This is a genomic window from Streptomyces sp. NPDC049577 (assembly GCF_040675635.1).
Classification (GTDB): Bacteria; Actinomycetota; Actinomycetes; order Streptomycetales; family Streptomycetaceae; genus Streptomyces.
Window position 1 is genome coordinate 1 of record NZ_JBFAPH010000088.1, and the last position, 19,664, is coordinate 19,664.

Here is a 19,664-nt window from a genome sequence, read left to right on the forward strand (position 1 = left end):
ACCTCGTGCGCGCCCGCATCGAGCCGTACGCCGTGGGGCCCGGCAGCCGCGTCCTGCAGTTCGCCTCGCTCAGCTTCGACGCCGCCATCTCCGAGATCTGCACCCCGCTCGCCGCCGGCGCCTGCCTCGTCCTCGGCCCCGCCGACATGCTCGACCAGGTCGCCGCGCTGCCCGAGCTGATCCGCGAGCACGGCATCACCCACGCCACCCTGCCGCCCGCCGTCCTCGCCCAGCTGCCCGCCGACAGCCTGCCCGGCGTGCGCACCCTCACCATCGCCGGCGAGGCGCCCCAGGCCGGACTGATCCCCCAGTGGGCCGCCGGCCGCCGCATGTTCAACGCCTACGGGCCCACCGAGACCACCGTCTCCTGCACCATGGCCGGCCCGCTGCGCGCCGAGGACGGCACGCCGCCCATCGGCCGCGCCCTGCCGGGCCTGCGCACCCACGTCCTCGACGAGGAGCTGCGCCCCGTGCCCGCCGGCGAACCCGGCGAGCTGTACGTCGCCGGAGCCGGCGTCGCCCGCGGCTACCTCGGCCGGCCCGCGCTCACCGGCGAGCGGTTCGTCGCCGACCCGTTCGGCCCCGCCGGCGGCCGCATGTACCGCACCGGCGACGTCGTGCGGGAACGCCCCGACGGGCAGCTGGAGTTCGTCGGCCGCGCCGACGACCAGGTCAAGATCCGGGGCCTGCGGATCGAGCTCGGCGAGGTCCGGGCCGCGCTGGAGGCCGTCCCCGGCGTCGGCCAGGCCGTCGCCGTCGTCCGCGAGGACGAGCCGGGCCGCAAGCGCCTGACCGGCTACCTCACCGTCGCCCCCGGCGCCGGCCTCGACACCGCCGTCGTCCGGGCCCGCCTCGCCGAGACCCTGCCCGAGTACATGGTGCCGTCGGCGCTCGTCCTGCTGGACCGCATCCCGCTGACCGTCAACGGCAAGGTCGACAAGGCCGCCCTGCCCGTGCCCGCCGCCGCGCCCGGGAACGAGGCCGGCCCCGGCCGCGCCCCGGCCGGCCGCCGCGAGGAGATCCTCTGCCGGGTCGTCGCCGGCGTGCTCGGCCTGCCCCGGGTCGGCGCCGACGACAACTTCTTCGCCCTGGGCGGCGACAGCATCTCCGCCCTCCAGGTCGCCAGCCGCGCCCGCGAGGCCGGGCTCGTCCTCTCGCCCCGGGACGTCTTCCGCCACCAGACCGTCGCCGAACTCGCTCCCACCGTCCAGGAACCCGAGGCCGAGCAGAACGCCGCGCGGGAGCGGAACGACGACGGCACCGGCGCCGTCCCCCCGACCCCCGTCCTGCGCTGGCTCGCCCAGCGCCGCGGCCCCGTCGACGGGCTCAACCAGAGCGTCCTGCTGCGCGTGCCCGCCCTCGGCGGCGAGGCGCTGACCACCGCGGTGCAGGCCCTCCTCGACCACCACGACGCGCTGCGCGCCCGCCTCGTCGGCTCCGCCACCGGCGTCACCTGGGGCCTGGAGGTCCGGCCCCGCGGCAGCGTCCGGGCCGCGGACCGCATCACCCGCGTCGACGTCGGCGACCTGTCCGACGACCCGGCCGACCCCGCCCTGACCGCCCGCGTCGCCGAGGAGGGCGAGGCCGCACGCCGCCGCCTCAAGGCCGAGACCGGCGCGTTCCTGGAGATCGTGTGGTTCGACGCCGGCCCCGGTCGCACCGGCCGGCTGCTGGTCGTCGCCCACCACCTCGTCGTCGACGGCGTCTCCTGGCGGATCCTGCTGCCCGACCTGGCCGCCGCCTGGCAGGCCGCCGCCGCCGGCCGCACCCCCGCCCTCGCCCCCGTCGGCACCTCCCTGCGCCGCTGGGCCCAGCTGCTGCTCGCCGAGGGCCAGAACCCCGGGCGCGCCGCCGAACTCGACCTGTGGACCGGCATGCTCCAGGGGCCCGACCCGCTTCTGGGCGCCGACCGGCTGAACGCCGCCCGGGACACCCGCGCCACCGCACGCCACCTGAGCGTCACCCTCCCCCCGGAGGTCACCGGCGCGCTCCTCACCGACCTGCCGGAGAAGTTCCAGACACAGATCAACGACGTGCTGCTCACCGGCTTCGCCCTCGCCGCCGCCCGCTGGCGCGAGCGCCACGGCTGGACCACGGGCGGCACAGGCAGCACGGACGGCACGGGCAGCTCGGTGCTGGTCGACATGGAGACCCACGGCCGGCAGGAGATCGCCGAGGACGTCGACCTCTCCCGCACCGTCGGCTGGTTCACCGCCATCCACCCCATGCGCCTCGACCTGGGCAACACCGACGTCGAACGGGCCCTCGCCGGCGGCCCCGCGGCCGTCACCGCACTCAAGCGGATCAAGGAACAGCTCCGTGCGGTGCCCGACAACGGCCTCGGCTACGGCCTGCTGCGCTACCTCAACCCCGACACCGCGGGCCTGCTGGCCCAGTACGGCACCCCGCAGATCGGGTTCAACTACCTCGGCCGGACCAACGCCGCCGCCATGGCCGGCGAGGGGAACGACGACGGCACGGCCTGGACCGGCGAACCGGCGATCGACGCACGGGTCGCCCCGGCCGACGACGCGATGCCCTTCGCCCACGCCCTGGAGATCAGCGCCGTCACCCGGGAGAAGGCGGACGGCCCGCACCTGAACGTCACCTTCTCCTGGCCCGGCGCGCTGTTCACGCAGGAGCAGATCCAGGACCTCGCGGACACCTGGTTCCAGGCCCTCGGCGGCCTCGCGGCCCGCGCCCGGGGCACCGCGTCCGGCGGCCTCACCCCCTCCGACCTGCCCCTGGTCGGCCTCACCCAGACCGAGATCGACGAACTGGAGGCACAGCCCGGCGGCGTCGCCGACGTCCTGCCGCTCTCCCCGCTCCAGGAGGGCCTGCTCTTCCACGCCCTCTACAGCGACTCCGGCCCCGACGTCTACGCCATGCAGCTGGCCGTCGACCTCCAGGGCCCGCTCGACGCCCCGGCCCTGCGCGCCGCCGGCCAGGCCCTGCTGGAGCGCCACCCCAACCTGCGGGCCCGCTTCCACCACCGGCCCGGCGGCCAGGCCGTCCAGATCATCCAGCCCCACGCGGAGCTGCCCTGGGAGGAGACCGACCTCTCCGGCCTCGACGAGCCGGCCCGCGAGGCCGAGCTCACCCGGCTCACCGACCGGGCCCGCGACCGCCGCTTCGACCTCGGCACCGCGCCGCTGGTGCGCTTCCACCTCATCCGGCTGGGCGCGGAGCGGCACCGGCTGCTGCTGCTGAAGCACCACATCGTCCTCGACGGCTGGTCGATGCCGCTGTTCCTGCGCGACCTCGTCGCGCTCTACCACGCCCGCGGCGAACGGCCGGCGCTGCCGCCCGTCGTCCCCTACCGCACCTACCTGGAGTGGCTGGCGGAGCAGGACGGCGCCGCCACCGAGGCCGCCTGGCGCGAGGCGCTCGACGGCATCAGCGAGCCCACCCTGCTCGCCCCGGCCGGCACCGGCGCCCCCACCGAGATGCCCCTGGGCATCACCCGGAACCTGTCCGCCGGCGCCACCGCGGCCCTCCAGCGGCACGCCGCCGCCACGGCCGTCACCCTCAACACCGTCCTCCAGGGCGCCTGGGCCGTCCTCCTCGGCCGGCTCCTCGGCCGCGACGACGTCGTCTTCGGCACCACCGTCTCCGGACGCCCGCCGGAGATCCCCGGCATCGAGTCCATCGTCGGCCTGTTCATCAACACCCTCCCGGTCCGCGTCCGCCTGGACCAGGCCGAGACCTGGACCGGCCTCGCGGCCCGCGTCCAGCGCGAACAGAGCGCGCTCGGCGCCCACCACCACATCGGGCTCGCCGGCATCCAGCGCTCCACCGGCCACGGCGAACTCTTCGACACCCTCGTCGTCTACGAGAACTTCCCCGTGCCCGCCGGCGGCGACGGGCAGGAGACCGAGCTGCGCGCCTCGGCCGTCGAGGGCCGCGCCGCCGCCCACTACCCGCTCGCCCTCATCGCCGCCCCCGGCCCCGACGGCCTCCGGCTGCGCCTCGACTACCGGCCCGAGGTGTTCCCCGCCGAGACCGTCGAGCGGCTCCTCGACCGGCTGCTGCGCCTGCTGGAGGACATCGCCGAGCGGCCCGATCGTCCCGTCGCCACCCTCGACATCCTCCGCGCCGACGAGCGCGCCCAGCTGATCGACGGCTGGAACGGCGGCCCGCTCACCGTGCCCACCGACCCGCCCACCATGACCCGCGCCTTCGCCGACGCCGTCGCGAAGGGCCCCGGCGACCTCGCGATCCGCCTCGGCGACGACCGGCTCACCTACCGCGAGCTCGACGAACGCGCCAACCGCCTCGCCCGGCTCCTGACCGGGCTCGGCGTCCGCCCCGAGACCCGGGTCGGCGTGCTCCTCGACCGCTCCACCGACCTGATCGTCAGCGTCCTCGCCGTCCTCAAGGCGAGCGCGGTCTATGTGCCGCTGGAGCCCAACTACCCCGACGAGCGCGTGAAGCTGCTGCTGTCCGAGACCGCCTCCCCGCTGCTGATCACGGACACGGACCGCGCCGCCCACTGGGCACCCGAGCTCGACGGCCGGGTCCAGGTCCTCGCCGTCGACACCGACCCGCGCGTCGCCGAGCAGGACGCCACCCCGCCGGACGTCACCGTGCTGCCGGACCAGCTGGCGTACGTCATCTACACCTCGGGCTCCACCGGCGCCCCCAAGGGCGTCGCCGTCACCCACCGCAACGTCGTCGAACTCGCCGCCGACCACTGGTGGGAGACGGACCGCACCCAGCGCGTGCTGTTCCACTCCCCGCACGCCTGGGACGTCTCCACCCTCGAGTGGTGGGTGCCGCTGCTCAACCACGGCGAGGTCGTCATCGCGCCCCCCGGCAAGGTCGACCTGGAGGCCATCGCCCGGCTCGTCACCGAGGAGGAGATCACCGGCCTGTGGGCGTCCGGCGGCCTGTTCCGGCTGCTCGCCGAGACCCACCCGGAGTGCTTCGCCGGCCTCGTCGAGGTCCGCACCGGCGGCGACGTGGTGCCCGCCTACGCCGTCCGCAAGGCCCTCGCCGCCGTCACCGACACCGTCGTCACCGCCGGCTACGGGCCCACCGAGACCACCGTGTTCTCCACCCGGCACTCCATGCGCCCCGGCGACGAGGTGCCCGAGAGCGTGCCCATCGGCGCGCCCCTCGACGACACCCGCGCCTACGTCCTGAGCCCCGGCCTGGAGCCGGTGCCCGTCGGCGTGGTCGGCGAGCTGTACCTGGCGGCCTCCGGTGTCGCCCGCGGCTACGAGAACAACCCGGGCATGACCGCCGAGCGCTTCGTCGCCGACCCCTACGGCCCGCCCGGCACCCGCATGTACCGCACCGGCGACCTCGTCCGCTGGCGCGAGGACGGGCTGATGGAGTTCGTCGGCCGCGTCGACGAGCAGGTCAAGCTGCGCGGCTTCCGCGTCGAGCTGCGCGAGGTCGAGGTCGCCCTGAGCGCCTGGCCGGGCATCGGGCAGGCCGTCGCCCTGGTCCGCGAGGACCGGCCCGGCGACAAGCGGCTCGTCGGCTACGTCGTCCCCGACGCCGGCGCCCCGGCCCCCGACCTGGCCGCGCTGCGGGCCCATCTGGCCGGGCAGCTGCCGGAGTTCATGGTGCCGTCCGCCCTGGTCGTCCTGGACACGCTGCCGCTGACCGCGCACACCAAGCTGGACCGCAAGGCCCTGCCCGCCCCCGAGCAGCAGCAGACGGAGGTCACCGGCCGGCCCGGCAGCCCCCAGGAGGAGCTGCTGTGCGAGCTGTTCGCCGACGCCCTCGGCGTGCCGGAGATCGGCGTCGACGACGACTTCTTCCTCATGGGCGGCAACTCGCTGCTCGCCGCCTCCCTGGTCAGCCGGATCCGTTCGGTGCTCGGCTCCGAGCTGAGCGTCCAGGCGCTGTTCACCGCCCCGAGCGTCCGCGCGCTGTCCCGGCGGCTGGAGGACGGGACCGGGCCCGACGAGCGCAACGGCCTGGAGGTGCTGCTGCCGCTGCGGGCCCGCGGCACCGAGGCCCCGCTGTTCTGCTTCCACGCGGGCGGCGGCCTGAGCTGGCGCTACGCGGGCCTGCTGCGTCACCTGCCGGCCGCCCACCCGGTCTACGGGCTCCAGGCGCGCGCCTACAGCACGCCCGGCTACCTCCCCGGCAGCGTCGAGGAGATCGCCGAGCACTTCGCCGAGCAGATCAGGGCGGTGCGGCCCGAGGGCCCGTACCACCTGCTCGGCTGGTCCTTCGGCGGACTCGTCGCCCAGGCCGTCGCCACCCGCCTCCAGGCGGACGGCGCCGAGGTCGGACTGCTGGCGATCCTCGACTCCTTCCCCGCGCGGCCCGGCGGCGAGCCCGCCGCCCCGGCCCGCGGCGACGGCGAGGGCCTGATGGGCGCGCTGCTCGAAGCGGCGAACGTGCCCGCCGCCGGGCCCGGCGACGGGCCCCTGACCACCGAGGCGGCCGCCGCCGCCCTGCGGGCCCGGGGCAACCCCCTGATGGACCTGCTGGCCGACCACCTCGGCACGGTCGTCGACACCTTCACCGGCAACGTCGAGCTGCGGCGGGCGTTCACGCCCAAGGTCTTCCAGGGCGACGTGCTGCTCCTGACCGCCGGCGAGGGCCGGCCCGAGGGCTGGAGCGGCGCCGGCCGCTGGCAGCCCTACACCGAGGGACGGGTGCGCGAGCACACCGTGGCCGCCCGCCACGAGGGCATGCTGCTGCCCGGCCCCCTCGCCGAGATCGGACGGATCGTCGGCGACCACCTGAACCACCACCTGATCAACCACGAGGGCGAGGAGGCCCGATGACCCGCGAGCTCTATGACATCGGCGAGATGCCCCCGCTGGGCGAGGTCCCGCGCTACATGCACGCGGCCGTCATCCGGCCCGACCGCTACGGGGAGCCCTCGCAGGCCATCCGGGTCGAACCCGTCGAGGTGCCGCCGGTCGGGCGCGGCCAGGTCCTGGTGATGGTCATGGCCGCGGGCGTCAACTACAACGGCGTCTGGGCCGGCCTCGGCACCCCCGCCGACGTCATCGCCAACCGGCGCCGCCAGGGCGACCCGAACGACTTCCACATCGCCGGCTCCGAGGGCGCCGGCGTGGTGTGGGCCGTCGGCGAGGGCGCCACCCAGTACCAGGTCGGCGACCACGTCATCATCGCCGGCGTGAAGTGGGACGAGTCGGCCCCGGACATCCGCATGGGCGTCGACCCGACCGCCTCCCGCTCCCAGAAGGCCTGGGGCTACGAGCTCAACCACGGCTCCTTCGCCCAGTTCACGGTCGTCGACGAGTACCAGGTCCACCCCAAGCCCGCCCATCTCAGCTGGGAGGAGGCCGGCAGCTTCCTCGGCGGCGGCTCCACCGCCTACCGGATGCTGCACGGCTGGCACCCGCACACCGTCCAGCCCGGCGACCCGGTGCTGATCTGGGGCGGCTCCGGCGGCCTCGGCTCGATGGCGATCCAGATCACCGACCACTTCGGCGGCATCCCCATCGCGGTGATCTCCGACGACGCCAAGGCCGACCACTGCCTCAAGCTCGGTGCGCGCGGCGTCATCAACCGCCGGGACTTCGACCACTGGGGCCGGCTGCCCGACGCCCGCGACACCGCCGCGTACGACCGCTGGCAGCAGGGCGCGCGGGCGTTCGGCCGGGCGATCTGGGACATCCTCGGCGAGCGCCGCTCCCCGCGCATCGTCCTGGAACACCCCGGCCGGGACACCCTGGCCACCTCCGTGTACGTCTGCGACCACGCCGGCATGGTGGTCACCTGCGCCGGCACCAGCGGCTACAACGGCGACATCGACCTGCGCTTCCTGTGGATGTTCCAGAAGCGGCTCCAGGGCTCGCACGCCGCCAACGTGCGCGAGACCCGGGCCATCATCGACCTGGTCGCCGCCGGACGCGTGGACCCCTGCCTGAGCCTGACCATGCCGTTCCAGGAGATCGCCGAGGCCCACCAGCTCGTCTACGAGAACCGGCACCCGGCCGGCAACACCGCGGTCCTGGTGAACGCGCCGGAACCCGGAATGAGCACGCTGAAGTAGAACCCCGCCCGGGAAAACGAAACGGGAAAACGAAAAGGGCCGCCGGTACGCACCGGCGGCCCTTTTCGCCTTCCCCCAGGGGCAGTTCCACCTGTAGATCGCGTCCAGCCCGCCCCGGACCGCCCTGCCTAGTGTGACCGGCGATGCCGAGAAGTCAGGGGCGAAAGTGAAAGCACTGCTGTACTGCTACGGGAGCCGGGGCGATGTCGAGCCGTATCTCGCCCTCGCGTTCGCCCTGCGGGAGGCCGGGCACGAAGCGGTCCTGGCCGCCCCCGCCCTGTTCGCCCCCGCCGCCGAGCGGCACGGCGTGCCCTTCGCACCGCTGAACGACGAAGTGCCGCGCATGATGACCGGCCCCGAATTCCGGGAGGCCCTCATGCGCAGCGACGAGATGACCGAAGCGGACCGGCGGCGCCGGCGGGAGGTCTTCCTCGACCTCTTCCCCCGCGTCTATCCGGTCCTGCTGCGGGAAATGTGGGACGCCGCCTCCGGCGGCGCCGACATCGTCGTCCACTCCCACAACCACCGCGAGGTCGTCCCGCAGATCGCGGAGAAACTCGGCGTCCCGCACGTCCTCGCCTCCCTCTACCCCAACTTCGTGCCGTCGGCGGAATACCCCCTCTGGGAGCGCGGCGTGCAGCAGGGGAAGCCGGCCGGGGACGGCCCGGACGTCTTCACCTCGCTGCCGCAGCAGGCCCTCGCCGCCTGGCGGTCCGACGTGCTCGGCCTGCCGCCCCGCGAAGGCGCCGGCGACTACCTGACCCGGCCCGACGGCACCCCCGCCACGGTGCTCCACGGATTCAGCCCCCACCTGATCGAACCGGCCGCCGACTGGCCGGAGACCGTGCACACCACCGGCTACTGGACGCTCCCGGCCGCCGGGGACTGGACCCCGCCCGCCGGGCTGACGCGCTTCCTCGACGCGTGCGAGGAGGCGGGGGAGAAGCCGGTGTTCATCGGCTTCGGCAGCTCCATGGCCCCCGACCCCCTGGCCGCCGGCCGCCTCGTGCGGGACGCGGTCCGCGCGGCCGGGGTCCGCGCCGTCGTCGTCGCCGGCTGGGGCGGCATCGAGATCCCCGACCCCGGCGAGGACATCCTCACCGTGCGCGAGGTCCCCTACGACTGGCTGCTGCCCCGGATGCGCGCGGCCGTCCACGCCGGCGGCGTCGGCGCCCACAACGCCGCGCTGCTCGCCGGCATCCCGCAGGTCAGCGTGGCCTTCCACAAGGAACAGCAGATGTGGGCCCGGTATCTGCACGCCGCCGGCGTCACCCCGCCGCCCCTGCGGCAGCGCGACCTCACCACGGAGGCGCTCACCGACGCCCTCCGGCAGGCCGTCTCCGACCCGGCCCTCGCCCGCGCGGCCGACCGCATCGGCGCGCTCGTCCGCACCGAGGACGGGGCCCGCACCGCCGTCCGGGTGCTGGAGCGCGTCCACTCCGACCACTCAGGGAAGACCCATGCAGACCACCACGCGTGAACCGGCCGCGGCCCCGACCGGCCGCCGCCCCGCCTTCGACCGGCCCCTGCACGTGGGCACGCCCAACGTCCCCGACCGCCGCCGGCTCTTCGAACGCATCGGCGAGGCCCTCGACCGCGGCTGGCTCACCAACGACGGCCCGCTGGTCCGCGAGTTCGAGGAGCGGCTGCGCGCATACACCGGCGCCACGCACGTCCTGGCGACCAGCAACGGCACCGCCGCCCTGGAGGTCCTGGTCCGCGCCCGGGGGCTGACCGGCGAGGTCATCGTGCCGTCGTTCACCTACGTGGCCACCGCGCACGCGCTGCAGTGGCAGGGCCTCACCCCGGTGTTCGCCGACATCGACCCGGAGACCGGCACCCTCGACCCCGAGCACGTCCGCCGCCTCGTCACCCCCCGCACCAGCGGCATCGTCGGCGTCCACCTGTGGGGCAGGCCCTGCCGCCACGACGCGCTGCGGGGCATCGCCGACGAGCACGGGCTGGCCCTGCTCTACGACGCCGCGCACGCCCTCGGCTGCTCCCTCGACGGCCGCGCGGTGGGCACCCTCGGCGACGGCGAGATCTTCAGCTTCCACGCGACCAAGTTCATCAACGCCTTCGAGGGCGGCGCCGTCGCCACGAACGACCCCGAGCTCGCCGAACGCGTCGGCAGGATGCGCAACTTCGGCTTCGGCCCCGGCCGCGAGGTGCTCACCCACGGCACCAACGCCAAGATGAACGAGATCTCCGCCGCCATGGGCCTGACGGCCCTGGAGCACATCGACGAGATCGTCGCCGCGAACACCCTGCGGCACGAGCACTACCGCGCGGGCCTGGCCGGCCTTCCCGGAGTGCGGCTGCGCGCCCCCGGACCGGGCGAGCGCAACAACCACCAGTACGCCGTCATGGAGATCGACGAACGGATCACCGGCGTGCACCGGGACCGGGTGCTCGCCGCCCTGCACGCCGAGAACGTCTTCGCGCAGAAGTACTTCCACCCGGGCTGCCACCGCATGGGCCCCTACGCCGCACGGTCCGAGGTCCACACGCCCCTGCCGCTGCCCGGCACCGAGGCGCTGGCCGAGCGGGTGCTCGTCCTGCCCTCGGGACCGGCCGTGGCCCCGGCGGAGGTCGACCGGATCTGCGAGCTCGTGGCCCACGCCCTGACGACCGCCCCCGCGCACCGCTGAAACCACCTGGAGGCAATCACCATGACCACGACGGCCGAGGCAACGGCGACACCGGCCGCGGACGGCCGGCGACTGACCGGCTGGAGCGGCGACGCCGACTACTTCCGCTTCAAGGAACTGCACACCTTCGACCCCCAGGCCGTGGTCGACGTCCTGCGCGGCGTCAGCGCGGGCGTCATCTTCCGCGGCGTGGTCGGCCAGGACACCTGCGCCCGGCTCTCCGAGCGCTTCTGGGCCAGCCCGGACCGCGAGAAGCGCGTCACCATCGCCCCCAGCTACTACCTGGGCACCTACCACTACCACAAGACCACCGGGCACTACCTGGACGAGTCCGAGCGGACCTCCGCGGCCCTGGAGCAGGTCCTCGACATCCCCGACGACCCGCTGACCGGTTTCTACGAGGGCCTGGCCAAGACCCTCGCCCCGGAGGGCGTCACCGTGCGCCGCGCGGCCCACGACGGCCGCGAGGCCTGCCGCGGACTGCTGCGTTCCTGGCACGGCGCCGGCGACTACACCCTCGACCCGCACGAGGACAGCTCGCAGTGCACCCACCCCGGCCAGGCGGACTTCGAGATCCAGCGGGTGCTGGACCACCACGTCACCGCGCTCAACATCTGCCTGGAGAACGGCAACGGCGGCCGCCTCGCCCTGTGGAACATCCAGCCCGACGAGGAGAGCAAGCGCCGCCTCGGCCTGGAGCTCACCGGCTCCCCCTACCCCATGGACACCCTCGACGGCATCGAGCGCCAGTGGGTCGAGATCAACGCCGGTGACATCTACGTCTTCAACGGCGCCCACATCCACGCCGTCGAGCCCAACACCGCACCGGACAGCCGGCGCACCACGCTCTCCGGCATCTTCGGCTTCGTCGACGACTCGACGGTCGTGTCCTGGACATGAGGCACTCAACGGGCATGAAGGCACTCGTTCTCTCCGGCGGCACGGGCAGCCGGCTGCGCCCCATCACCCACACCTCGGCCAAGCAGCTGGTGCCCGTCGCCAACAAGCCGGTCCTCTTCTACGTCCTCGAGGCCATCGCCGACGCCGGGATCACCGAGGTCGGCATCGTCGTCGGCGAGACCGCCGACGAGATCCGCGCCGCCGTCGACAGCGGCGGCTTCACCGGCCTGGACATCACCTACATCCCGCAGGAGGCGCCGCTGGGCCTGGCCCACGCAGTGCGCGTCGCCCAGGACTTCCTCGGCGACGACGACTTCCTGATGTACCTGGGCGACAACTTCATCGTCGGCGGCGTCACCGGCCTCGTCGAGGAGTTCCGCGCCACCAGGCCCGACGCGCAGATCCTGCTGACCCGCGTCCCCGACCCCACCGCCTTCGGCGTGGCCGAACTCGACGAGCACGGCGCGGTGATCGGCCTGGAGGAGAAGCCGGAGAAGCCCAAGAGCGACCTCGCCCTGGTCGGCGTCTACCTCTTCACCCCCGCCATCCACGAGGCCGTCCGTTCCATCGAACCGTCCTGGCGCGGCGAGCTGGAGATCACCCACGCCATCCAGTGGCTGATCGACCGGCAGCGCGACGTGCGGTCGACGACGATCTCCGGCTACTGGAAGGACACCGGGAACGTCGGCGACATGCTGGAGGTCAACCGCACCGTCCTGGAGACCGTCGAACCCCGGATCGACGGGGACGTCGACGAGGCCAGCGAGATCGTCGGCCGGGTGCGGATCGCCCCCGGCGCCGTGGTGCGCGACTCGCGCATCGTGGGCCCCGCCGTCATCGGCACCGGCACCGAGATCACCGGCTCCTACGTCGGACCGTTCACCTCCATCTCACAGGAGTGCCGCCTGACGGACAGCGAGATCGAGTTCTCGATCGTGCTGCCCGGCTCGTCCATCACCGGTGTACGCCGGGTCGAGGCGTCCCTGATCGGCCGCAGCGTCGAGGTCACCCCGGCCCCCCGGGCCCCGGCCGCGCACCGGCTCATCCTCGGCGACCACAGCAAGGTGCAGATCTCCTCATGACGACCAGAATCCTCGTGACCGGGGGAGCGGGCTTCATCGGCTCCCACTACGTCCGCACCCTGCTCGGGCCCGACGGCCCGGGTGACGTCCGGGTCACGGTGCTCGACGCCCTGACCTACGCGGGCAACCCGGCCAACCTCGACGCGGTCCGTGACCACGCGGGCTTCTCCTTCGTCCACGGCGACATCTGCGACGCGCGGCTCGCCGCGCGGCTGATGGCCGGGCACGACCAGGTGGTGCACTTCGCGGCGGAGTCGCACGTCGACCGCTCCATCCTGGGCGCGGCCGAGTTCGTGCGCACCAACGCGACGGGCACCCAGACCCTCCTCGACGCGGCACTGGCCGCCGGCGTCGGCACCTTCGTGCACGTCTCCACCGACGAGGTGTACGGCTCGGTGCCCACCGGGGCCACGCCCGAGACGGCGCCGCTCGCGCCCGTCTCCCCGTATGCCGCGTCGAAGGCGTCGAGCGACCTGATAGCCCTGTCCTACCACCGGACCCACGGCATGGACGTCCGGGTGACCCGCTGCTCCAACAACTACGGGCATCACCACTTCCCGGAGAAGCTCATCCCGCGCTTCGTCACCACCCTCCTCGACGGCGGCACGGTGCCGCTGTTCGGGGACGGGCTGAACGTCCGGGACTGGCTGCACATCGACGACCACGTCCAGGGCATCGAGCTGGTGCGCACGGCGGGCACGCCCGGCCGCGTCTACAACATCGGCGGCGGCACCGAGCTCACCAACAAGGAGCTCACCGGGCTGCTGCTGGACGCCTGCGGCGCCGGCTGGGACAGCGTCGAATACGTCGAGGACCGCAAGGGCCACGACCGGCGCTACTGCGTGGACTGGAGCCGGATCCGCGACGAGCTGGGCTACCGGCCGCGCAAGGACTTCGCCACCGGCCTGGCGGAGACCGTCGCCTGGTACAGGGAGAACCGTGCCTGGTGGGAGCCGCTGCTCGCGCGGGCGGCCCTGTGAGCGCGCCCTGGCTGGTCACCGGCGGCACCGGCATGCTGGGCCGTGACCTCACGGCCCGGCTGCGCCGGGACGGCGCCGAGGTGCTGGCCCCCGGCAGCGGGGAGCTCGACGTCACCGACCGCGGGGCGGTGGAGCGGTACGTCACCGCCCACCGCCCCGCGGTGCTGGTCAACTGCGCCGCCTGGACCGCCGTCGACGCCGCCGAGACCGACGAGGAGGCGGCGCTCGCCCTCAACGGGCACGCCCCCGCCCACCTCGCCGCCGCGTGCCGGGCCACCGGCACCCGGCTGCTGCACGTCTCCACCGACTACGTCTTCCCCGGCGACGCCCGCCGGCCCTACCGCGAGGACGACCCGACCGGCCCGCGCAACGCCTACGGCCGCACCAAGCTCGCCGGCGAACACGCCGTGCTCACCACCCTGCCGGACCTCGGCCACGTCGTGCGCACCGCCTGGCTGTACGGTTCCGGCCGGGACAACTTCGTCCGCTGGGTCGTGCGCGCCGAGCGCACCCGCGACCACCTCGACGTCGTCGCCGACCAGCACGGCCAGCCCACCTGGACCGGCGACCTCGCCGGCCTGCTGGTCCGGCTCGGCCGGGCGGCCCTCGCCGGCGCAGCCCCGCCCGGCGTCCACCACGGCACCAGCGCGGGCGCGACGACCTGGCACGGGCTGGCCCGCGAGGTCTTCCGGCTGCTCGGCGCCGACCCGGACCGGGTGCGCCCCGTCCCCGGCGCCACGCTGCGGCGGCCCGCGCCGCGCCCGTCCTACGGCGTCCTGGGCCACGACCGGTGGGCGACCACCGGCGTCGAGCCGATCCGCGACTGGCGCGCCGCCCTGGCCGCGGCGCTCCCCGAACTGCTGGCGACGGACCTGGCGACGCAACTGCCGACGGAAATGCCGACGGAAACGGAGAAGGAGAAGACATGATGCGTCCCCTGAGCATCGAGGGCGCCTGGGTGAACGAGCCGGTCGTCCACGCGGACCACCGGGGCGAACTCCACGAGTGCTACGGCGAGGAGGCGTTCCGCGCGTCCGTCGGCCACGGGCTGCGCCTGGCCCAGGCCAACTGGACGGTGTCCCGGCGCGGCACGCTGCGCGGCGTCCACTTCGCTGACGTGCCCCCGGGCCAGGCCAAGTACGTCCAGTGCGTCCGCGGCGCCGTCCTCGACGTCGTCGTCGACGTGCGCACCGGCTCGCCGACCTACCGGCAGTGGGAGGCGGTGCGCCTCGACGACGCGAACCGCCGCTCCCTGTACCTCGCGGAGGGGCTCGGGCACGGCTTCATGGCCCTGACCGACGACGCCACCGTCATGTATCTGTGCTCACAGCCGTACGCCCCGCAGCGCGAGCACGGCCTGGACCCGTTCGACCCCGAGCTGGGCATCGACTGGCCGTCGGACATCACGCCGCTGCTGTCCGAGAAGGACGCCGCGGCACCGAGCCTCGCCGAGGCCGAACGGCTGGGCGTGCTCCCCTCGTACGAGGCGTGCCTCGCCCACTACGCCGCACAGCGCGAGGGCGCCCGGGCCTGACGGCCCGGGCGCCCTCGGCGCTCTTCTTCTGCCACCTCAGTCGCACGGCACTCGTACGGCCCGCTCGCGGACCGCGTCCACCAGCTCCAGCGTGGCCACGGCGTCGGCGCGCCACCGCTCCTCCTCCGGGCCGCCGCTCTCCCCGGCCCGCACCGCGGCCGCGAAGGCCGCGACCGAGCGCCCGTACTGATCGGCGGCCGGCAGGACGAACTGTTCGGTGTGGTCCTGCTCCTCCAGCAGCAGCACCGGCCGCAGCTCCGCCGGCGGGCTGAAGGCCTGCTCCGTGCTGATCCGGGCCCGGCTGCCCCACAGGGCGTAGCGGGCCGCGTAACTGTGCTCGAAGCCGAAGTCGAGCGAGGCCAGCGCCCCCGACTCCGCGGCCAGCAGGATCTGGCCCGAGAGCTCCAGCCCGTCCCCGGCGCGGGTGCGCAGGGTCGCGCCGGTCACCGTGAGGCCGCGGCCCAGGAAGCGGATCGCCGTCCGCAGCGGGTACACGCCCGCGTCCAGCAGCGCGCCGCCGCCGAGCTCCGGCACGTACCGGATGTCGTCCCGGGGCAGCGGCGGGATGCAGAACGCGGCGTGCAGGGCGCGCAGTTCGCCGATCCGGCCCTGTTCGACCAGGGCGGCGGCGGCGTCGTGACGCGGGTGGTGGAGGAACATGAAGTTCTCCCGCAGCACCAGGTTCGAGCGTGCCGCGAGGGCGGTCAGTTCGCGCGCCCCGGCCGCCGTCGTGGCCATCGGCTTCTCCACCAGCACGTGCTTGCCGGCCTCCAGGGCGCGGACCGTCCATTCGTGGTGCAGCGCGTTGGGCAGCGGCACGTAGACGGCCTCGACGTCCTCGCGTTCCAGCAGCTCCCGGTAGCCGGGGGCGGCGGCGCAGCCGAACCGGTCGGCGAAGGCGCGGGCGCGCCCGGCGTCGCGGGCGGCCACGGCCACCACCTCGACGCCGGGGCAGGCCGCCATGGCCGGCAGCACGCGCCGCCCGGCGATGGCGGCCGCGCCGAGCACTCCGATCCGCACCGGGCCCGGGGCGCTCACCGGACCGCCCGCAGGGCCGCCACGAGCGTCCTGGCCTGGACGTTGACCTGGTGGCCGAACTCCAGCAGCCCGTCGAGCTGGCGGGTGCTCACCCAACGCAGATCGGGGCCCTCGCCGACCGGGTCACGGTCGTCCACCTCGATGACGAGGTAGCGGGTCCGGGCGTGGTGGAACCGGCCGCCCTCCTCGGAGAGCACGGTGTCGAACAGCGCGCGGGCCGGGTCGTGGCCCAGGACGAAGCCCAGGTACGGCGGGTGCTGGCCGGCCGGCAGATGCGCGTGGTTCTCCGGCGCGCACTGCACGGTCGGGCCCAGTTCGACCACGTCGAGGAAGCCCGGCTCCACCCGGGCGCGCATCAGCGCGTGCGGCACCCCGTCGATCCGCTTGACCAGCAGCGCCGCGAGATCGTGTCCGTGCGGCTGGAGCAGCGGCTGCGACCAGGCGGGCACCTCGCGGCTGTGCGAGCCGACGTCGACGGCGACGACGCTGAAGTACCGGCCGCTCTCGTGGGAGATGGCGTCGGCCGTGCGGTGCCAGCCGGTGACGTCCTTCAGCGGCAGCCGCTCGACGGTCACCTCGTGCTCGGCGCGCCGGCCGGTGAGCCAGGAGCGGATCTCCCGGCCGGTGTGCAGGGCCGGGCCCTCGTCGTCCGCCGTCCAGTCGGGCAGGCAGGACAGCACGGTCCGGGCGTCCATGTTGACGAGGTTCTCGACGCTCAGCAGGGTGTGCAGCTGGCCGAGGGTCAGCCAGCGGAAGTCCTCGCCGGCCTCCACGCCGGGGCCGACCTCGACCACCATGTTGCGGTTGCGCTTGTGGAGGAACCACGAGCCCTGCTCGGACTGGAGGACGTCGGCCACGACCCGGCCCGGCTCGGCCGCCCGGAAGGCGTCCAGGTAGGGGACGGCCGAACCGCCGTGCACACCGGTGAAGTTGCTGCGTGTGGCCTGGACGGTGGGGGAGAGCTGCATCCCGTTGACGTTGCCGGGCTCGGACTTGGCCTGCATCAGGAAGTGCGGTACGCCGTCGAAGTCGCGCATCGCGATGCCGAGGATGCCGAACTCCGGCTGGTTGATGATCGGCTGGTGCCACTCGGGCACCGCGCCGAAGTCCGAGCGCACCCGCAGGCCGTGCACCGAGAAGAAGCGGCCGCTGCGGTGCCGGAGGTCGCCCGTGACCGGGTCGAAGCCCCACTGGTCCAGCTCGTCGAAGCGCACGCGCGTGACGGCCTGTGTCTGCTTCAGCCGCCGCTCGGCGAGCCACTCGAAGAGGGCCCCGGTGCCGCTCACCGGGGATTCGGCACACTGCGCGGAACGCGCCAGCCGGGCCCGCAGGTCCTGATCGGTGGCGCGTCGTGCCGCGGTGGGTCGCGCCGTGATGACGCCTGTCATGTCCGTGCCCCTTCCGGCATCAGGCTCTCCAAGAAGGCGACCGCCCCGGCGGCGCCGTCCTCCCGCGCGAGCTCCGCGCCGAGGCGGGCGGCGGTGGCCGCCATCGCCGGGTCGGTGGCCGCGGTGCGGATGGCCCCGGCCAGCGCCTCGGCGGTCAGCTCGCGCTGCTTGACGGGCGGCGGCGCCACGCCCAGCCGGTGCAGATGGCCGCCCCACATCAGCTGGTTCACCTCGAACGGGCAGATCACCTGCGGGACGCCGGCCGTGAGCGCGCAGTTGTGGGCGCCGAGCGAGCCGGAGTTGACGGCCACGCGCACACGCGGCAGCAGCCAGCCGTAGGGGACGTCGTCGAGGGCCAGGACGTCGTCCGGGGGGCTGTCGATGTCCAGCGCGCCCCAGCCGGCGACGACGATCGCGCGGTAGCCGCTCAGCCGGATCGCCTCCAGCGTGATGCGCGCCGTCTGCTCGGGGTCCGTGCCGACCGCGCTGCCGAAGCCGACGAAGACGGGTTTGTCGCCCGCCGCCAGGAAGCGCGTCAGCTCCTCGGGCGGCTGCCAGCCGGGCGCCGGCGGCAGATGCCAGAACCCGTGCGTGCCGACCCACTCGGGCCAGTCCGAGCCGGGCGGGATCACGTGCGGGCTGAAGCAGTGCAGCACGGGCGTGGGTGAGCCGTCGGCGCGATGGCGGAAGTCCAGCGCGTCCTCGCGCGGCGGCAGCCCCAGGGTGTGCTCGCGCCAGTGGGCGACCGCCTCGACGGCGCCCGGCGGCAGCACGGTCCGCACGTCCGTGCGGCTGAGGTCCTCGCGGTCGGAGAACACCCCCGAGAGATCGCCGAAGGCCGGGTAGTCGCGCGAGACGACGAAGTTCGGGTAGAGGGCGCCCAGTACGTGCGGGACGCCGAGCTTCTCGGCGATCTGCGGGATCGCCTCGCGGAAGGCGTGCGAGTGGACGACGACGTCGGGCCGGCACGCCGCGGCCGCCGCCCACAGGTCGTCCAGCACGGCCGTGTAGAGCGGCAGCATCCGCTCGCGGATCGCCGCCCGCTCCCGGTCGTGCTCGGCGGTCGGCCGGTCGCTGTTCACCTGGAGCCGGCGGATGTCGGCGCGCGAGCGGATCCGCACCGCCGCGTCGTCCAGCGGGGCGAACGCGACGCCGTACGCGGCGGCCAGCGGCGCGAAGAGCCGGGGCGCCGCGAGCACGGCCTCGTGGCCCGCCCTGTTCAGGGCGTGCGCCAGCGCGACATACGGCTGGACGTCTCCCCGGTTTCCATAAGCGTAGACGAGTGCTTTCACTGCCGTGCCCTCACTGTCCTGTCTTCAATGGGGCCTGCCTTCAATGGGGAGCCTCCCGTGCGCATAGTCAGGGACACCACCCTTTTCCGCGCGGCCGGGAACGCGCAAGAGGCAGCTTCCGCCGTCCAGAAACGCTCCAGGCAAAGCGCTTGCCGCGGCACTAACTTGACGGCTGCTTCACACCGCAGCGACGGAAGGACCGGCCGTGAAAGCACTGATATATTCCCACGGCACCCGTGGGGATATGCAGCCCTATCTGGCGCTGGCCCACGCCCTGAAACAGGCCGGGCACTCCGCCACCCTGGCCGGCCCGCGCATGTACGGCGACTGGGTCGCCGAATACGGTATCGACTTCGCGCCGATCAACGACGAGGGCGTGAAACTGCATTCACGGCCCGACGTCCGGCAGATCCTGGTCCACAACGAGAAGTCGACGGACGCGTACCAGAAAGAGCGGGAACGCATCTTCAGGGAGGTGTATCCCCGGCTCTATCCGCTGATGCTCCAGGACATGTGGGACGCCGCCGCCGGCGGCGCGGACGTCGTCATCCATTCGCACTCGTCCCGGCAGGCGATCCACCAGATCGCCGAAAAGCTGGGCGTGCCGCACGTCCTGGCCAGCCTCTACCCGCATTTCGTCGCCTCGGCCCGCTATCCGGCCCAGGTCGGCACGTTCGACGAACGCCCCGACAACCTGGAACAGCACCGGAAGGCGAACGACAACCCCATCAAGGGCGCGCTCGCCGATATGTTCGCGCGCTGGCGCACCGAGGTGCTCGGACTCCCGCCGCGCGAGGGCTTCCTGG

Annotated in this window: 13 protein-coding genes; 10 read left to right on the plus strand and 3 right to left on the minus strand. The window is 74.0% G+C overall.

Annotated elements, in window-relative coordinates; all coding sequences use genetic code 11:
- Window positions 1-32 precede the first annotated feature (32 nt).
- The 9 genes from AB0K09_RS12815 to rfbC all read left to right on the plus strand — a co-directional run bounded on the left by AB0K09_RS12815 (window position 33) and on the right by rfbC (window position 15,140).
- Complete coding sequence (locus tag AB0K09_RS12815; RefSeq protein ID WP_366065365.1) at window positions 33-6,752, plus strand: amino acid adenylation domain-containing protein; 6,720 nt, start codon at window positions 33-35, stop codon at window positions 6,750-6,752.
- A complete protein-coding gene (gene ccrA / locus AB0K09_RS12820) occupies window positions 6,749-7,993 on the plus strand; it encodes a crotonyl-CoA carboxylase/reductase (protein WP_366065366.1) in 1,245 nt (414 codons plus the stop codon). The genes AB0K09_RS12815 and ccrA overlap by 4 nt, the downstream gene beginning before the upstream one ends.
- A 166-nt stretch (window positions 7,994-8,159) precedes the next feature.
- A complete protein-coding gene (locus AB0K09_RS12825) occupies window positions 8,160-9,473 on the plus strand; it encodes a glycosyltransferase (RefSeq protein ID WP_366065367.1) in 1,314 nt (437 codons plus the stop codon).
- Window positions 9,454-10,644 (plus strand): DegT/DnrJ/EryC1/StrS family aminotransferase, encoded by a 1,191-nt coding sequence (locus AB0K09_RS12830; RefSeq protein ID WP_366065368.1) that lies wholly within the window; start codon window positions 9,454-9,456, stop codon window positions 10,642-10,644. Before AB0K09_RS12825 ends, AB0K09_RS12830 begins: the two co-directional genes overlap by 20 nt.
- A gap of 21 nt (window positions 10,645-10,665) precedes the next feature.
- Window positions 10,666-11,544, plus strand: a complete 879-nt coding sequence (locus AB0K09_RS12835) for a hypothetical protein (protein ID WP_366065369.1) — start codon at window positions 10,666-10,668, stop codon at window positions 11,542-11,544.
- Between the two features lie 14 nt (window positions 11,545-11,558).
- Window positions 11,559-12,626, plus strand: a complete 1,068-nt coding sequence (locus tag AB0K09_RS12840; protein WP_366065370.1) for a glucose-1-phosphate thymidylyltransferase — start codon at window positions 11,559-11,561, stop codon at window positions 12,624-12,626.
- Window positions 12,623-13,606 carry a dTDP-glucose 4,6-dehydratase gene (rfbB, locus tag AB0K09_RS12845; RefSeq protein WP_366065371.1) on the plus strand — a complete coding sequence of 328 codons (984 nt, stop codon included), beginning with the start codon at window positions 12,623-12,625 and terminating at the stop codon, window positions 13,604-13,606. The genes AB0K09_RS12840 and rfbB overlap by 4 nt, the downstream gene beginning before the upstream one ends.
- The gene (gene rfbD, locus AB0K09_RS12850; protein ID WP_366065372.1) at window positions 13,603-14,535 is read left to right on the plus strand and encodes a dTDP-4-dehydrorhamnose reductase; all 933 of its coding nucleotides are present in this window, start codon (window positions 13,603-13,605) and stop codon (window positions 14,533-14,535) included. Before rfbB ends, rfbD begins: the two co-directional genes overlap by 4 nt.
- Window positions 14,535-15,140, plus strand: coding sequence for a dTDP-4-dehydrorhamnose 3,5-epimerase (gene rfbC / locus AB0K09_RS12855; protein ID WP_366065377.1), 606 nt, complete (start codon window positions 14,535-14,537; stop codon window positions 15,138-15,140). The genes rfbD and rfbC overlap by 1 nt, the downstream gene beginning before the upstream one ends.
- Window positions 15,141-15,176: 36 nt before the next feature.
- Here rfbC and AB0K09_RS12860 read toward each other — a convergent pair whose 3' ends face one another.
- Genes AB0K09_RS12860 through AB0K09_RS12870 form a run of 3 tightly spaced genes read right to left on the minus strand, consistent with a single transcriptional unit; the run spans window position 15,177 to window position 18,858 of the window.
- Window positions 15,177-16,178, minus strand: coding sequence for a Gfo/Idh/MocA family oxidoreductase (locus tag AB0K09_RS12860; protein WP_366065373.1), 1,002 nt, complete (start codon window positions 16,176-16,178; stop codon window positions 15,177-15,179).
- Window positions 16,175-17,566, minus strand: a complete 1,392-nt coding sequence (locus AB0K09_RS12865) for an NDP-hexose 2,3-dehydratase family protein (protein ID WP_366065374.1) — start codon at window positions 17,564-17,566, stop codon at window positions 16,175-16,177. Before AB0K09_RS12865 ends, AB0K09_RS12860 begins: the two co-directional genes overlap by 4 nt.
- A complete protein-coding gene (locus tag AB0K09_RS12870; RefSeq protein ID WP_366065375.1) occupies window positions 17,563-18,858 on the minus strand; it encodes a glycosyltransferase in 1,296 nt (431 codons plus the stop codon). Before AB0K09_RS12870 ends, AB0K09_RS12865 begins: the two co-directional genes overlap by 4 nt.
- A gap of 205 nt (window positions 18,859-19,063) precedes the next feature.
- On the opposite strand from AB0K09_RS12870, the gene AB0K09_RS12875 reads away from it, so the two are divergent.
- Window positions 19,064-19,664, plus strand: a 601-nt coding sequence (locus AB0K09_RS12875; RefSeq protein WP_366065376.1) for a glycosyltransferase, incomplete at its 3' end; no start/stop codon positions are given.

Bases quoted from the DNA above. Each gene is read 5' to 3' on its own strand.
- ccrA (WP_366065366.1), top strand. From the start codon at position 6,749: ATGACCCGCGAGCTCTATGACATCGGCGAGATGCCCCCGCTGGGCGAG.
- AB0K09_RS12830 (WP_366065368.1), top strand. From the start codon at position 9,454: ATGCAGACCACCACGCGTGAACCGGCCGCGGCCCCGACCGGCCGCCGC.
- AB0K09_RS12835 (WP_366065369.1), top strand. From the start codon at position 10,666: ATGACCACGACGGCCGAGGCAACGGCGACACCGGCCGCGGACGGCCGG.
- AB0K09_RS12840 (WP_366065370.1), top strand. From the start codon at position 11,559: ATGAAGGCACTCGTTCTCTCCGGCGGCACGGGCAGCCGGCTGCGCCCC.
- rfbB (WP_366065371.1), top strand. From the start codon at position 12,623: ATGACGACCAGAATCCTCGTGACCGGGGGAGCGGGCTTCATCGGCTCC.
- rfbC (WP_366065377.1), top strand. From the start codon at position 14,535: ATGCGTCCCCTGAGCATCGAGGGCGCCTGGGTGAACGAGCCGGTCGTC.
- AB0K09_RS12865 (WP_366065374.1), bottom strand. From the start codon at position 17,566: ATGACAGGCGTCATCACGGCGCGACCCACCGCGGCACGACGCGCCACC.